The 14,600-nt window shown below is 72.5% G+C and carries 12 protein-coding genes and 1 tRNA gene; 7 read left to right on the top strand and 6 right to left on the bottom strand.

All coding sequences use genetic code 11. The features are described 5' to 3' along the window. Nucleotides 1-30: 30 nt before the first annotated feature. Nucleotides 31-1,398 carry a histidinol dehydrogenase gene (gene hisD, locus ACG2DA_RS16875; protein ID WP_395256965.1) on the bottom strand — a complete coding sequence of 456 codons (1,368 nt, stop codon included), beginning with the start codon at nt 1,396-1,398 and terminating at the stop codon, nt 31-33. Between the two features lie 52 nt (nt 1,399-1,450). Here hisD and ACG2DA_RS16870 point away from each other — a divergent pair, with 52 nt between their 5' ends. From ACG2DA_RS16870 to ACG2DA_RS16850, 5 genes are all read left to right on the top strand, one after another. Beyond that, complete coding sequence (locus ACG2DA_RS16870) at nt 1,451-2,485, top strand: threonine aldolase family protein (protein WP_395256964.1); 1,035 nt, start codon at nt 1,451-1,453, stop codon at nt 2,483-2,485. A gap of 80 nt (nt 2,486-2,565) precedes the next feature. Then, nucleotides 2,566-2,817 (top strand): hypothetical protein, encoded by a 252-nt coding sequence (locus ACG2DA_RS16865; RefSeq protein WP_395256963.1) that lies wholly within the window; start codon nt 2,566-2,568, stop codon nt 2,815-2,817. A gap of 172 nt (nt 2,818-2,989) precedes the next feature. Then, nucleotides 2,990-3,463: a Fur family transcriptional regulator gene (locus tag ACG2DA_RS16860; RefSeq protein ID WP_395256962.1), complete on the top strand. Its 474-nt coding sequence runs from the start codon at nt 2,990-2,992 to the stop codon at nt 3,461-3,463. A gap of 108 nt (nt 3,464-3,571) precedes the next feature. After that, on the top strand, nt 3,572-3,910 hold the full coding sequence (locus ACG2DA_RS16855; protein ID WP_395256961.1) for a P-II family nitrogen regulator: 339 nt from the start codon (nt 3,572-3,574) through the stop codon (nt 3,908-3,910). Then, nucleotides 3,907-6,879 (top strand): HD domain-containing protein, encoded by a 2,973-nt coding sequence (locus tag ACG2DA_RS16850; protein WP_395256960.1) that lies wholly within the window; start codon nt 3,907-3,909, stop codon nt 6,877-6,879. The genes ACG2DA_RS16855 and ACG2DA_RS16850 overlap by 4 nt, the downstream gene beginning before the upstream one ends. 9 nt (nt 6,880-6,888) lie before the next feature. Here the strand turns inward: ACG2DA_RS16850 and ACG2DA_RS16845 are convergent, their stop codons facing one another. Further along, nucleotides 6,889-7,920 carry a type I phosphomannose isomerase catalytic subunit gene (locus tag ACG2DA_RS16845; RefSeq protein ID WP_395256959.1) on the bottom strand — a complete coding sequence of 344 codons (1,032 nt, stop codon included), beginning with the start codon at nt 7,918-7,920 and terminating at the stop codon, nt 6,889-6,891. A gap of 185 nt (nt 7,921-8,105) precedes the next feature. Here ACG2DA_RS16845 and ACG2DA_RS16840 point away from each other — a divergent pair, with 185 nt between their 5' ends. Beyond that, on the top strand, nt 8,106-8,327 hold the full coding sequence (locus tag ACG2DA_RS16840; RefSeq protein WP_395256958.1) for a hypothetical protein: 222 nt from the start codon (nt 8,106-8,108) through the stop codon (nt 8,325-8,327). Between the two features lie 57 nt (nt 8,328-8,384). On the opposite strand, the gene ACG2DA_RS16835 is transcribed toward ACG2DA_RS16840, so the two are convergent. Both ACG2DA_RS16835 and ACG2DA_RS16830 read right to left on the bottom strand, forming a co-directional pair. Beyond that, the gene (locus ACG2DA_RS16835; protein ID WP_395256957.1) at nt 8,385-9,761 is read right to left on the bottom strand and encodes a S1C family serine protease; all 1,377 of its coding nucleotides are present in this window, start codon (nt 9,759-9,761) and stop codon (nt 8,385-8,387) included. Between the two features lie 98 nt (nt 9,762-9,859). After that, nucleotides 9,860-10,774, bottom strand: a complete 915-nt coding sequence (locus tag ACG2DA_RS16830) for a hypothetical protein (protein WP_395256956.1) — start codon at nt 10,772-10,774, stop codon at nt 9,860-9,862. A gap of 282 nt (nt 10,775-11,056) precedes the next feature. Here ACG2DA_RS16830 and ACG2DA_RS16825 point away from each other — a divergent pair. After that, nucleotides 11,057-11,130, top strand: a tRNA-Cys gene (locus ACG2DA_RS16825). A 111-nt stretch (nt 11,131-11,241) separates the two neighbouring features. On the opposite strand, the gene ACG2DA_RS16820 is transcribed toward ACG2DA_RS16825, so the two are convergent. After that, nucleotides 11,242-13,185 (bottom strand): protein kinase, encoded by a 1,944-nt coding sequence (locus tag ACG2DA_RS16820; RefSeq protein ID WP_395256955.1) that lies wholly within the window; start codon nt 13,183-13,185, stop codon nt 11,242-11,244. A 109-nt stretch (nt 13,186-13,294) separates the two neighbouring features. Then, a partial coding sequence (locus ACG2DA_RS16815; protein ID WP_395256954.1) for an MFS transporter occupies nt 13,295-14,600 on the bottom strand: 1,306 nt, incomplete at its 5' end.

Here is a 14,600-nt window from a genome sequence, read left to right as displayed (position 1 = left end):
CGGGGCCTCGGCGTTACGGGGCAAGACGCGTTACGCGGTGCGGATCGAGACGCTCGCCGCGTGGGCGGTGAGGGCTTCCTTCTCCGCCAGCCGGATCACGTCGTCCGCGGCGGCGTTCAGGGCCGCTTCGTCGTAGCGGATCACGCTGCTCCGCTTGAGGAAGTCGTTCACGCAGAGCCCGTTGGCGAAGCGGGCGGTGCCGCCGGTGGGCAGCACGTGGCTGGGGCCGGCGTAGTAGTCGCCCAGGGCCACGGGGGTGTAGTGGCCGAGGAAGATCGCCCCGGCGTTGGTGATCCGCTCCGCGAGCCGCTCCGGGTCGGCGGTTTGGATGTGGAGGTGTTCGGTGGCGAGTTCGTCCGTCAGTTCGCAGGCTTCCGTCTCGTCCCGGGCCAGCAGGAGGGCGCCGTAAGCCTCCAGACTCGGACGGATCAGGTCGGCCCGGCTGAGTTGGGCCAATTGCTGCTCGACCGCCTCCCGCACCGCGGCGAGCAGCGGTTCGTGCCAGGTGATCAGCACGGCGCTGCCGGGGCTGTGCTCCGCCTGAGCGATCAGGTCGGCGGCGACGAACTGCGGGTTCGCCGTCTCGTCGGCCAGCACGATCACTTCGCTGGGGCCGGCGATCGAGTCGATCCCGACCGTCCCGAACGCCCGCCGCTTGGCGAGGGCGACGAACAGGTTGCCGGGGCCGCCGATGAAGTCGACCGGCTTCACCCCCGCCCCGTCGGCCGTCGCCGCCCCGTAGGCCAGCGCGGCGACGCCCTGGGCGCCGCCGGTGCGGAATACCTCGGTCACGCCGATCGCTTTGCAGGTCGCCAGCAGGTCGGCGTTGTAGCCGCCGAAGGCGGTGGGCGGGACGGAGACGGCGATCTCCTTCACCCCCGCGACTTGGGCCGGCACGGCGGTCATCAGCAGGGTCGAGGGGTACGCCGCCGCCCCGCCGGGCACGCACAGGCCGACCCGTTTCATGGGGACGTACCGCTGCACGAGGTGCACCGCCCCGCCGCCGGGCACGTCCCGGCGGACCGGGGCGTCCCGGTGGCGGATGGCCGCTTGGAACTCCCGCACGTTCTCCGCGGCGCGGCGGATCGCGTCGAGAAACGCCGGGTCGGCGGCGGCCTCCGCCTCGGCGAACTCGTCTTCGCTGACCCGCACGGTCTCCGCGGTGAGGTCTTTGCCGTCCAGCCGACGGGTGTAGTCCAGCACGGCGTCCAGCCCGCCGGCCCGCACGTCGTCGCAGATCCGATCGACCACCTGCCGGGGCGACAGCGGCTCGCCGAACAGTTCCATCGTCTTGGCGCGGCCGGCTTCGGAGACCACGTCTCCGTCCACGCCCAGCGTGTCCCGCAGGGCGTCGAGGGCGGCCCGCCAGTCGTCGGTTCGGGTGTCGATCGTGCGCATGGCCCCAATGTAACGCGGAGGCTTCGCGAAGCCTCCGCGGTAGGATGCGTTCATGCCGCACGACGTGATCGACCTCCGCAGCGACACCGTCACCAAACCCACCCCGGGGATGTACCGGGCGATGTGCGAGGCCGAACTGGGCGACGACATGGCCGGCGAGGACCCCACGGTCAACGCCCTGGAGGCCGAGGTCGCCGCCCTGCTGGGCAAGGAGGCGGCACTGTTCTGTCTGTCCGGCACGATGAGCAACCAACTCGGCGTCCGCTGCTGCGCCCGGCCGGGCGACGAGGTGTTGATCCACGAGACGGGCCACGTCGCCAACTACGAGAGCGGCGCCGCGGCCGCCCTCTCCGGCGTCACTTGCCGGCTGGTCCCCGGCGAGGGCGGGATGCCGGGGGTCGAGGACTTCGAACCGCACGTCCGGGCCGACGCGGTGTATCTCTCGGCGACCGCGGCGATCTGTCTGGAGAACACCACGAACATGGGCGGCGGCCGCGTCTGGCCGCTGGACGGGATGCGGGAGGTCTCGGAGTGGGCCCGAGACCGCGGCTTGAAGGTGCACCTGGACGGCGCCCGGCTGTTCAACGCGGTGGTCGCCGGCGGGGGGACGCCGCGGGAGATCGGCGCGTGCTGCGACACCGTGTCGATCTGCTTCAGCAAGGGCCTCGGCTGCCCGATGGGATCGATCCTCGTCGGGAGCGAGGCGGATATCCGCTCGGCCCAGCGGGCCCGGAAGATCGTCGGCGGGGCCTGCCGGCAGGCGGGGGTGATCGCCGCGACGGCCCGCTACGCCCTGGCCCACCATGTGGAGCGGCTGGCGGAGGACCACGAGAACGCCCGCACGTTCTGGGAGCGGGTCTCGGCCGTCGACGGGGTGAGCGGCGAGGCTCCGGAGACGAACCTCGTGTTCTTCACCCTCGCCCCGCACCTGCCGACGCCGCGGGAGTTGTGCGACCGGCTGCGGGACCGCGGGGCGCTGATGGAGCCGGCCGGGCCGGGGCGGGTGCGGGCCTGCACGCATCTGGACGTCACCGCGGAGCAGGTGCGGATCGCGGCGGACGCGGTGGCGGAAATCCTGTCCACGTAGGCTTCCCCAATGCCCCGTTGCCGCGGGGGCCGGGGCGGGCGTACACTGACGGACTCCCCCGCCCCGGGAACCGTTGCGCCATGGAGTCGCCCCGCCGCCCCGACGCCGCGCCCCCGGCCGAAGAGGACGCCCAGCCGACCCCGGCGAAGGCCGACGCCGGGCCCTCGCCCGTCGCTCCGCCGGGCGACGGGGGGGAGGCCGCCGGCGACCCCAAGTCCGTGCGGGCGGCCCGGCTGGAGTTGATCCGCGAGCAGATCGCTTCCGGCGCGTACGATACCCCGGATCGCCTCGATGCCGCCCTCGACGGCCTGCTGGCGGATTTGCTTGACTGATCGCCGTTCTGATTTCGGCTCGCCCCCAGTTTTCGCTCCCACGGTCGTTCGTTTGTCGCATCTCGGCCCCCAATCGGATTCCAGCTCCGCGAACGGTTCGGGTTCCCGAACCGCGTCGCAGGAGGACGCGGTCCCGAACCCCCGCGGCCGCACCGATCTGCCGCCGGTGCCGGTGGCCGTCTCTCCGACGGAAAAATTTCGTGAGTTCCTGATTACCCGCGGGCAGCGGCTCACCCCGGAGCGTCGCATCACGGTGGAGGAAGTCTTCGCCGACCACGAGCACTTCGACGTGGAGACCCTCGCTGAACGCCTCGCCGCCAAGAGCGACGGCCGCCGCGTCAGCCGGTCCAGCGTCTACCGGCACGTCGCCGCGATGGAGGAGGCGGGTCTCATCCGCAAGATCGCGCGGCAGGACGACCGCGACCTGTACGAACACGCCTACGGCTACCCGCACCACGACCACCTGATCTGCCGGGAGACGGGCGAGTTGATCGAATTCCGCAGCCCGGAGCTGGACAAGATCCTGGAACGCGTCGCCGCGGAGCACGGCTTCCGCGTGGAGGGCCACCGCCTGGAGGTGTACGGGCTGTCGCGGGAGGCCCGCAAACCCCGCCGCCGCCGCCACAGCAAGCTGGACCGGGTGTGACCCTGCGGGGGACGGGCCGGCGAGGTTGCGTCGGCCGATCCCTTGCGGTTTCGCGGGCGTCCATCAGAGTAGGCTCCCGACCCCCTTCCCCGGCCCAGGCGCTGCCCCGTGAAGAAAATCGAGGCGATCATCCGGCACTACAAGCTGGAGGAAGTCAAAGACGCCCTCACCGCCGTCGGCGTTCAGGGGATGACCGTCGCGGAGGTCAGCGGCTTCGGGCGCCAGAAAGGCCACAAGGAGCAGTACCGCGGCGCCGAGTACACCGTGGACTTCCTGCCGAAACGCAAAATTGAGGTCGTCGTCAACGACGATCAGTTCAAGGAGGTGGTGGACACCATCCTCCGGACGGCCCGCACCGGCCAGATCGGGGACGGGAAGATTTTCGTTTACGAGGTGGCGGAGATGATCCGCATCCGCACGGGCGAGACCGGTGAAGCCGCGCTGTGACGGAACGCCCGGCCGCTCCCGCCGCGTCCGCCGCGGGGGTTGACGACGGGGCCCGGGGGGACGCCGAGGCGGCTGAAGACGCCCCCCCGACGCCGGCCGAAGACGCCGGGGCGCTGACTCGTCGGGCGGCGGATCGCTGGGCGGGGCGACTGAAGCAGGCGGCCGACGCCCGCGACGCCGGGGCGGGCGGGCGGGAGCTCGCGGCGCTGCTCTCGGGGCTGGCGGACGAGTGCGTCCGCGATCTGTACGAGGCCGCCCTGACGGGGCTGCCGGCCGCGGACCGCGCCGCGGCCCGGCGGGCGACGGCCGTCATTGCGACGGGCGGCACCGGGCGGGGCGAGATGTGCCCGCATTCCGACGTCGACGTGCTGCTGCTCGGCCCCGAAGGCGTCCGCGGGCCGCGGGCCACGGAGCTGCACCGGGCCGTCGTCCAGGGGCTGGTGCGGGGCTCATGGGACGCCGGCTTGCCGCTGGCGCACGCCTCCCACACGACCCGTTCGGCCCTGGCGGCGATGCGTGCCGACATCGAAACGGCCACGGCCTACGCGGAGACGCGGCTGATCTGCGGGAACCCGGAACGCTCCGCCAAGTTCGCGGCGGCGGCCCGCCGGTGGATCCGCCGGCGTTCGGTGCGATTCTGCGGCGACGCCCTCGACGCCCGTCAGCTGGAACGCACCGCCCACGGCGACACCCCGTTCCTGCTCGAACCGAACCTGAAGCGGGCGTCCGGCGGGCTGCGGGATGCGCACCTGCTGCGGTGGGTGGCGGCGGCGACCTGCGGCACGACCGACCCCGACGAACTGGTCCGCTCCGACGCCCTCACCGCCGCCGACCGCAACGATTGGCTCGCCGCGGTCGACGCCCTGCTGGACGTCCGCTGCGGGCTGCACCTCGCCGCCGGCCGCGCCCGGGACGTGTTCACCCGGGCCGACCAGCTCGACCTGATCCCGGGGCCGGAGGAGAAGGGGAAGGACGCCCGCCGGGCCGTCGAGGAGTACATGCGGGAGTTCCTCACCCGCACCGGCCGGCTGGCCGAACTGACCGACCGCTTCGTCTCCCGTCACCGGCCGCGGCGCTGGCAGACGCGGCTCCGGCGGGCGCTGCGGCGGCCGGTCCGGGGGGCGGAGGAACAGCTCACCGCGGGGCCGAACACGCTGGACCTGCCGGCGGACCGGCAGGCGGCCGTCGCCGCGGATCCGGCCCGCACAATGTCGATCTTCGGCGTGGCGGCCCAGACCGGGTCCCTGCCCTCCCCCAACCTCGCCGACGCCATCCGCGAGGCGGCGCCCCGCTGGCCGGCGGAGGTCCCCCGGACCGTCGCCGCGGAGTTCGACGCCCTGTTGGCCGCCGGGGTGCACACCGCCGCCGCAGTTCGGAGCCTGCACCGCCACGGGGTGCTCGGCTGGCTGCTGCCGCCGATGGAGCAGGTCCGCTGCCTGACGCAGTTCAACCAGTACCACACCTACACCGTCGACGAACACAGCCTGCGGTGCGTGGAGGCGGTCTGCGGCATGCTCCTCGATCCGCCGCCGGACGCGACGCCCGCGGACCTGACCGGGCCGTACGTCGAATCCGAGATCGAGGGCGTGGCGGCGTGGGGCGGCTGCGACCCCGCGGTCGCCGCCGCGCGGCGGGCCGTGCAGGACGCCGGCCTGCTGACGCTCGCCGTCCTGCTGCACGACTGCGGCAAGGGCGCCGCCCGCGATCACTCCATCGAGGGCGCCGAGCGGGTCTGGGACGTCGCCGTGCGATTGGGATTCAGCGAAGAGCGGCGGGACCTGCTGGTCTGGCTCGTCGCCCACCATCTGAAAATGACCCACCTCGTGCTGCGGCGGGACACGGCCGACCCGGCGACGATCTTCCGATTCGCCCGGGAGGTCGGCGACGTGCCGCGGCTGCGGATGCTGTACGTCCTCAGCGCGGCGGACCTGCGCGGCGTTGGGCCGGACGCCTGGACCGCTTGGAAGGGCGATCTGCTGGCGACCTTCTACGAGGATACCCGTCGCGTGCTGGACGGCGGCCGGCCGGCGTCGCACGAACACGCCGAACAGCGTCTGCAGGCCGCCGCCGACGCCTTCGCCGAGCGGGAGGCCGCCGCGTCCGACCCCAGCCGGCAGGACGCGGAGCGGGCCTCCATGCGATCCTGGGCGGAGTACAAGCTCCGGCAGTTCTCGCCCCACCTCATCGGGCTGCGGGAACTGGACCGGCTGACGGACGACCTCCACGAGCTCAGAAACCTGCCGATCCGCGGCGCCGTCGCCGACGGCCGGTTCGACCCCCAGACCGGCACGACGGAGTACCGCCTGATCGCCGCGGCGGCGTCCCCGGGTCTGTTCGCCCGGTTGGCCGGGGCGTTGGCCTCCCGACGGTTGGAAGTGGTGGACGCGGTGGTCGAGAGCCTGGAGGACGGCAGCGTGCTGGACGTCTTCCGCGTGCTCGACCGCGACTTCCAGCCGCCGATGCCGACCCCGCCGCCGGGGTTGGCCCCGATGGCGGCGACGGCCCCCGCGGCGGTGCCGGACTGGCGGGTGCAGCAGGTCTCCGACGCCCTGCGGGACGCCGCCGTCTCCGAACTGGCCGACGACGCCGCCGATGCCGCCGCCTCCCGCGCCAAGGTGCCCGCCGCCATCGCCGCCTCCCGCCCCTTCGGGGCGGCCCCCCCGCTGCCCGCCGAGGTCACCGGCGAGTCGGTCAGCGTCACCGTGGACAACGATTCCAGCGACGCCTGCACCGTGTTCGACGTGTTCGCCACGGACGCCCCGGGCCTGATGTTCGCCATCGCCACCGCTCTGGCGGAGCAGGAACTGACCGTCCGGCTGGCGAAGATCAGCACGCACCTCGATCAGGTCGTGGACGTGTTCTACGTGACCGACGCCGGCGGGAACAAAGTCACGGACCCGGACCGGCTGGAGGCGATGCGGGAGTTCCTCCTCGCCCGGGTGCGGGCCTTCGAGGCCGACGCGCGATAACCCGGTCCGTCAGTCCGGCAGGTAGCTGTCGAGCACGGTGACGCCCTCCGGGCCCGGCTCCACCGTGAGCGGCTCGCACTCCGCCGGAACCAGCACGGTTTTGCCCGGCCGCAGGGCGATCGGCTCCGGCCCGCCGGTCAGCGTGGCGGAGCCGACGAGGGTCATCACGACGCGGAAGCGGTCGTCGCCGGGCAGCGGGAACGCCTCCCGGGCCTGATGGCGGTCGATCACGAAGTATTCGCCCTCCACCAGCCGTTCGCTCCGCTCCGACGGCCCCGGCAGCGGGCGGGGGGAAACCGGGTCGACGGGGCCGCGGTCGAAGTCCGTGCAGGCGATCGAATCGTCCAGGTGGATCTCCCGCGGGTTGCCCTGCGGGTCGAGGTAGCCCCAGTCGTACAGGCGGAAGGTGAGGTCGCTGGACTGCTGGATCTCCGCCAGCACGACCCCCGCCCCGATCGCGTGCACCGTGCCGGCGGGGATGAACACGCAGTCGCCGGCCCGGACTTCGAATTTGTGGAGCAGGTCCGCGACCGTGCCGGCCTCGCTGGCGCTGCGGAGAGCCTCGGCGTCCGTCCCCGGTTTGAGCCCCGCGTACAGGCTGGCCCCCGGCTCCGCGTCGACGATCACCCACGCCTCCGTCTTGCCGTTCTCCTGCGGGTCGTACCGCACCGCCTGGGCGTCGTTGGGGTGCACCTGCACGCTGAGCGTGTCCGCCGCGTCGAGGAACTTGATCAGCAACGGGAACTGCGTCCGCGGCGAGCCGTCCGGCTTCGTCGCGTGCCGGCCGAACAGCTCCCGCGGCCGCTCCTTGACCAACCGCCCCAGCGGCCAGCCGGCGTACCGGCCGGCGGTAACGACGGTCTGGTCGTCGCCGTGGTCGGCGATCTCCCAGCTCTCCGCCCAGTCGTTCCCCTCGCCGAGCTCCTTGCCCAGCAGCGTGCCCAGCTTCGTGCCGCCCCAGCGGATGCGTTTGAGGATCGGCGCCGGCTCCAAGGGGCCGGCGGGGGCGGGGCGGTCGGGGGCGGCGGTCGGGGCGGCCATCGCGGCGGTTTTCTCCAGATTGGCGGGAACGCTTCGATTGTGGCGGTCCCGGAGGCGTCGGTCAGCGTTCGGCGGGGGCCGAACCGGCGAGAAGCGGCAAAGCTGGGTTCCCTCCCCACGGGCCAACCCCTATATGAACCGCCCTGCGGCCGACGGCCGCCCCGCCCGTTCGAACAGCGACCCGCATGTCCCGCCCCGCCTCGTCCGCCGGCCGCCTCCCCCGCACCGCCTGTGCCGAGGCGAACGCCGTCGTGGAGGTGGAACTGGCCGTGGGCGATTGCGTCCAGGTGGGCGATCTGATCTGCACCGTGGTGGACATCGTCGACGGCGAGGTCTCCCTGCGGGTCGACCCGGTCGGCGCCGCCGACGCCGGCGACGGCGTCCGCATCGCCGCGGTCGCCCGCTGACGCCGGCCCTCGGCGGAACAGCCGCCCGACGGGCCGCTCCCCGTCACGGCGTGCCGCTCAGGGGACTTCGAGTTCGGGCAGTTCCTGCAGCGTGACGTCCAACGTCAGCGGCTCCGGCTCCCCGGCCCGCACGATCGTCAGCTCGACGGTCTCTCCGGCGTTGCGACGGGTGAGAATGTCCTTCAGGTCCGACCCGCTGCCGATCTGCTGACCGTCGACGGCGATGATGACGTCGCCCGGCAGCCGTCGGTTGCCCTCCTCCCGCGGTGCCAGCAGCCCGGCCCGCTCCGCGGCGCCGCCCGGGAGCAGGAAGGAGACCTCCGCCCCGGGGACGGGGATCAGCCCCCGCCGCAGATTTCGCCGCATGCGGGCGTCGTCGACGAAGCCGATGCCGATGCCCACCGGCCGCACCTTGCCGGTGCGGATCAGTTCCGGGACGAACCGGTTCAGGTCGTCCACCGGCACGGCGAAGCCGATGCCGCCGCTGCGGCCGCCGTTGTCCGTGAAGATGGCGGTGTTCATGCCGATCAGCCGCCCGGCGGAATCCAGCAGCGGGCCGCCGGAGTTCCCCACGTTGATCGCGGCGTCGGTCTGGATCGCCCCGGTGATCCGCTGCGGCCCGACGGCGGCCGCCTCGGCGTTCGTGGAGCCGGAGGGGATCGCTCGGTCCAGTCCGCTGACGACGCCGGTGGTGAGCGTCTGATCGAGCCCGAAGGGGCTGCCGATTGCGAAGGCCGCCTGCCCGACCCGCAGGTTCCCGCTCTCGCCGATCGGGATGGGCACCAACGCGACGGGCGGGGCGTTGATCATCTTGATGACGGCGATGTCCCGTCCCGGCAGCGCCCCGACCGGGCGGGCGCTGTAGGTGCTGCCGTCGGCGAGGGTCACCTTCAGGTCCTCGGCGTCGGCCACGACGTGGGCATTGGTGACGACGTGTCCGTCCGCGTTCCAGATAAACCCGCTGCCGGACACCTGCCGCTCCCCGATCAGCGCCCGCCGCCCGGCGGAGTCGATCGCGTACTCCGGCACCCGGCCGACGAGGTGCACCACGCTGGGGGAGACCCGTTCGTAGATCTCCGTGACCGTCTGCTCCGCCGGGGCCAGCTCCCCCCGCGGGGTCACCGGCCGCGGGACGGCGTCGGGGTCGAACACGCTCCCCCCGCTGAGCAGCCCCAGCCGGAACATCAGCCCGGCGATGATCACCAGCAGGACGAACACCAGCCAGGGCGAGACCCCCCGCCCGCTGCGACGGCGCGGTTCCTCGACGGGGACGCGCTCGACCGTCCGGCCGACAAACTGCTCCGCCGCCCGGCCCTGGCCCGGATAGCGGACCGGAGCGTCCGCCCGCTCCTCGTGCAGCAGGATCTCGCCCCCTGCGTGCGGCCCCTCGGCGGGCCGGGGGCCGGGCGACCGGGCGGCGTCGAACTCGGACATCTCAGGCGGCGGAACGGGGGTCGGGAACGCCATTGTGCCCCGCAACCCCTCCCCCGCCCATAGCCCCGGGCGAAGATCGCGCCCGGATCAGGCCGGTTTCAAGCCTCGTCGATGCTCGCCAGGATCTGCAGCTTGCCGAGGACAACCCGCGCGGACTCCGCCAAGTCTTCCCGGCGGGAGTCAGGCAGGCGTCGAAAAGAGTCGAGCACCGCTTCGGTGAGAGTCGCGTCGATTCGTTGGAGAGTCTTGGCGAGTCGTGCGGCGTTCGACTCCGTTTTGTCCTCGGCGTCCGTGCCGGATTCGCCCCCCGCGGGCGACTTGGCCCCGGAGGAAAACGGCGCATAGCCGTCGCCCGCGGGGGCGTCGTCCTCGTCCGCGCCCCCTCCGGGGCCCGTTTCACGGTGGGCGGCCAGGGCAGGCTGCGACCGCGCGGCGTCGTCGCCCTCCTCGTCCCACGGCGGCCGTTCGCCGGAGGAGCCGTCGAACTCGTCCGGGTCCCGCACGGGCACCGGGTCGGTCGGCAGGCGGATCACCGAGGGATCGCCGGCGAAGTCGTCCGCCGGCCCGCGGGCGGCCGGGGCGGAAAGGTCCTCCCCGTGCAGCGCCCGGCGGTAAGCCTTCATCTCCGCCACGGTCGCCTCGTTCTCCGCGGCCCACTCCAGGCACTCGGGGGCGTCGTCCCAGGTCAGGGCGACGTAGAAGTGCGACCACCGCGGCCCCCGCCTGGGAGCGCCGGGCTGGGCCTCGGCCTCGTAGCGTTCGCGGACGTCGGCGAAGGTCTCCCAAACCCGGCGACGCTGGTAGACCTGGTCGGCCGACAGCCCCACGAGGGCGGCGAAGTCCGCATCGGTGCGGCCGCGGGCGTAGCGCTGCGTCCATTCCGCGGCGCAGCGCCCGACGACCCAGTTGCACTGGCTGACGGCGAGCTGGGCCGTTTCGACCAGTTGCGATTCGGTTTCGGCGCCCGGTTCGGCGACGGCGGCCTCGGGGGCGGCGGGGGCGGCGGCGGTCACGGGGGCGTCCTGCGTTGTCGGGTTCGGCGATGAGGGCGCTCGTCCGTCCGGGGCGAGCGCCGCCGGACGGTAGGACGGAACCGGCCCCCGCCGGAACACCGACCTTCCCCGCAGATCCTGCCTGAACGTCTTGACCCTCACGAAGGCCGACTTTAGGATCCCGAACCGCGGCCTCGTCCGCGTGTCCGTCGTTCGGAAAATCGCTCGAAATCGCTCAAGGTTCCGCAGCGGTCCGCCCGATACAACGGGCACAGCCGGTTCGCCCGGCAAACCAGACCAAAAGGTGGTGTAGCCAAGTGGTCTAAGGCAATGGATTGCAAATCCATCATTCGGCGGTTCGAATCCGCCCACCACCTCTCGCAGCCGCCCGAGCGACGAATCGCTCGGGCGGCTGTTCTTCGTTGAGGCCTCTGCCCCGCCCCGGTTGAGTTCCCCGCCCTGCCCCGACGGGGATCGGAGGCATTGGGCTACTCCGCCGGGGCGGCGGTCGCATCGGTTTCCGAGCTGGCAGCGTCCTCTTCGGCGGCCGGCGCCGCCGGAGGTTCGGTGAGGAACGCCGGCGGCGGGGGCGATTGGCCCTCCAGGCGGGCCCGGGCCCATTCGACCTGCGGGGCCAGGTCCGGGGTGCCGTCGTAGAGTTCGATCACCCCGTTCCATTTCTCCCGCGCCTCCGCGGTTCGGCCGTCCCCGTAGGCCCGCTCCGCGGCCCGCAGGGCGTCGGCGACGAACGCCTGCCGGCCGAGCGCGTCGTCCTTCAGTTCCGCCTCCAACTCCCCGGCCCGCTGTTCGAGCATCAGCCGGTAGTACCGAGCCTTCTCGGAGCCGATCTCCTCCCGCTTCGTCCAGGCGTTGTCCTTGAGCAGGTCGAGCAGGTGGTTCACCTGATCGGCGGCGCTCCAGTAGTCGCCGAAGTCGGCCAGCCGTTCGACCTCCTGGTACTGCCGTTCCAACTCGTTGCGGGCGTTGAAGAACGGATTCGCCATCTGCGTGCGAATCTGCCGACGCAGGATGTCCACCTCGATCCGGTCGATCCAGGCGGTGAGTTCCGGTTCGTGCTGCGTGTCCGGGAACCGCGCCAGCAGCGGGTCGATGTACTCCTCGCGGGCGGTTCGCCAATCGTTGACGTCGTCGCTGGCCATCAGCGCCGCGGCCCCCCGGTAGAGTTCCTCCTCGCTCGCCGGCCAAACCGCCCAGGCGACGCCGCCGGCCATCGCCAGCAGGACGAGGGCGAGGAACCAAGACCGCTCGTAGACCGGGACGGCAGGGCCTTTCTTCCGCTTCTTCTTGCGGCCCAGTAGTTTGCGGGCGAAGTCGCGGTTCTTGCGGACCTCGGCGAGCGTCGCCCCCGGGACGGTCGCCTCCGCGGCGGCGGTGCGGCCGATCACGCTGCGGTTCGCTTCCTGCTCGGCCCGCTCCCGCAGCAACTCCCGCACGGCGAGGGCGTCGAACGGACGATCCGCCGGGTCCTTGGCCAGCATCGAATCGACCAGATCCGCCAGCCAGCGGGGGCAGTCGGGGCTGCGAACCCGCGGCGGCGGCTCCGTCATGTGGCAGTGGAGGAGCTTCGCCGGGTTCTCCGCGGAGAACGGCGGCTTGCCGGTCAGCAACTCGTGCAGCACGCAGCCGAGGGCGTAGAGGTCGGTCTTCGGCCCCACCTCCCGGGCGGCGCTGATCTGCTCCGGGGCCATGTAGGCGTAGGTGCCCACGGTGCGGCCGGCGGCGGTCAGGGCGGTGGCGTTCGCGTCCCGGGCGATGCCGAAGTCCCCCAGCTTCAGGTTTCCCTTCGCGTTGATGAACAGGTTCGCCGGCTTCAGATCGCGGTGGACCACCCCGCGGGAGTGGGCGTGTTGCAGCGCGTCGGCGATCTGGGCCGCCAGATCGACGGCCCGGCGCCAGTCCAGGGGGCCGCTGTCGCGGAGTTGCTCCTCCAGGCTGCCGCCGGTCAGCAACTCCATGGCGTAAAAGAGCTTGCCGCCGGTCTGTCCGCCGCCGAAGTAGCGGACGATGTGCGGGTGACGGAGCTTCTTGAAGATCTCCATCTCGCGGTTGAATCGCTTGCGGACCTTTGGGTCCGCCGCCAGCGCAGGCGTGAGCACCTTCACCGCGACCGGGCGGCCGTCGCCCTCGGTGTATTTCGCCGCGTAGACCACGCCCATGCCGCCGACGCCCAGCCGGCGGCCCATTGTGAACGGGCCGAGGCGACGGGATTTTGCGGGGGCGCCGGCCGGCTCGGGCACCTCGCCGGAGGCCTCCGCGGTGACGGCGGCCTCTGAGATGCGGGTCGGCTCCCCCGCTCCGGCGAGGTCCGCCGCCAGTTGAGTTTTGTCGTCGCCGGGGGCGCCGTCGTCGGCCGGGGACGCCGGCGCCTCGACCGTGCGGGGCAGGTCGGCGGGCGGCGTCGTGGCGGTCATGCGACGGCGGATTGCGGGTGCGGCCCTCCCCGCTCTTGCGCGGCGGGCGGCGGGCGAGCGACCCAAGCCTGGGGGGCGGACCCAATCTTCGCCCCCGATTTGTCCCGGTTCAACCGCGTTCCGCGGACAGTTCGGTGAAGAACCGCCGCGGCTCCGGAGCCAGCCACGTCAATCCGCACCCCGTCGCCACCAGCCCCGCCACCCCGAGAAACGCCGGCCCGTGCCCGGCGACGTCCACGAACGCCCCCACCGGCACCGCGAACAGGAACGGCGCCGCCATGCACAGCTTCAGCGTGCTGACGTAGCGGGGGTGGTTCTCCGGTTCCGTCAATTCAAGCGTCCAGTTCGTCACCGCCTTGAACGTCACCGGCGTGAGCCCCAGCAGAAAGAAGAGCACGGCCAGCAGGCGGGGGTCCTCCAACCGGACGAGAATCAGCGCCGACGGGGGGAGGGACGCCAACCCGGCCAGGCAGGCCCGCACCGCCAGCCGATTGCCGCGGCGGTCCGCGATCCAACCGACCGCCACGCTGAACAGTCCCGCCCCCACGTTCTGGGCGGCGACGAACAGGATCAACGGCAGATTGCCCGCCCCGTGGGCCTCCCGCGCCAGCACGATGTAGTGCGGGAACACGAGCTGGGCGGTGACGAACAGGCAGGCGACCGCGGCGATCCGGCGGAAGTTCCGGTCGGAGCGGAGGACTGTTGCAGCCTCCCGAACCTGCCCGCGGACGGAGAACCCTCGGCCCCCACGGTTCCCGGCCGCTTCGTCCGGCGCCTCCCGCACAAATAGGACGAGCGTCGAGCTGACCAGCATCCCGGCCGCGGTCGCGGCGAACGGGGCGGCGAAACTCGCGGGGCTCTCGGCTCGCCAGCCGGCGAGAAAGCCGTAGGCGACCGAGACCGCCGCGAACGACCCCAGCACTCCGCCCGCGGCGATCAGTCGGCCCCGTCGAGACGGCGGGATGAGCTTCGCCTGCAGGGTGCTGAATCCCAACTGATTCAGCCCCGTCGCGGCGAAGAACAGCCCGTAGAGCGCCAGGAACCCCGCCACCGCGGCCGTACCGGCGAAGCGGTCGCGGAGCGTCCACAGCAGGACGGCCAGCACGGCGAACGGCAGGGCCATGCCGAGCGTCGTCGCCCAGACGCTCCATTTTTTCAGCGGGCGATCGCGGAGGCTGTCCGCGTACAGAAGCGGCGGCACGCTCTGCCCGGTCCGGTTGAGCAGCGGCAGAAAACCCTGCACCCACCCCGCCCCGCCGACCGTCGTCAGCGGAGCGGTCAGCGTATCCAACAGCGCCGGCATCACGACGCTTTCCGTCTTGAAGATCCAGCTCACCCGCAGGGCGACGGTGTAGGCGGCGAGCGTCGCGAGATTGCGACGCTCCGTTCCGCTCTCCCGCGGCAATGTGCTGTCG

Origin of the sequence: Alienimonas sp. DA493 (assembly GCF_043951915.1) — a bacterium.
Classification (GTDB): domain Bacteria; phylum Planctomycetota; class Planctomycetia; order Planctomycetales; family Planctomycetaceae; genus Alienimonas.
The sequence above is the reverse complement of the archived record's forward strand: the minus strand, read 5'-3'. Positions and strand labels throughout refer to the sequence as shown.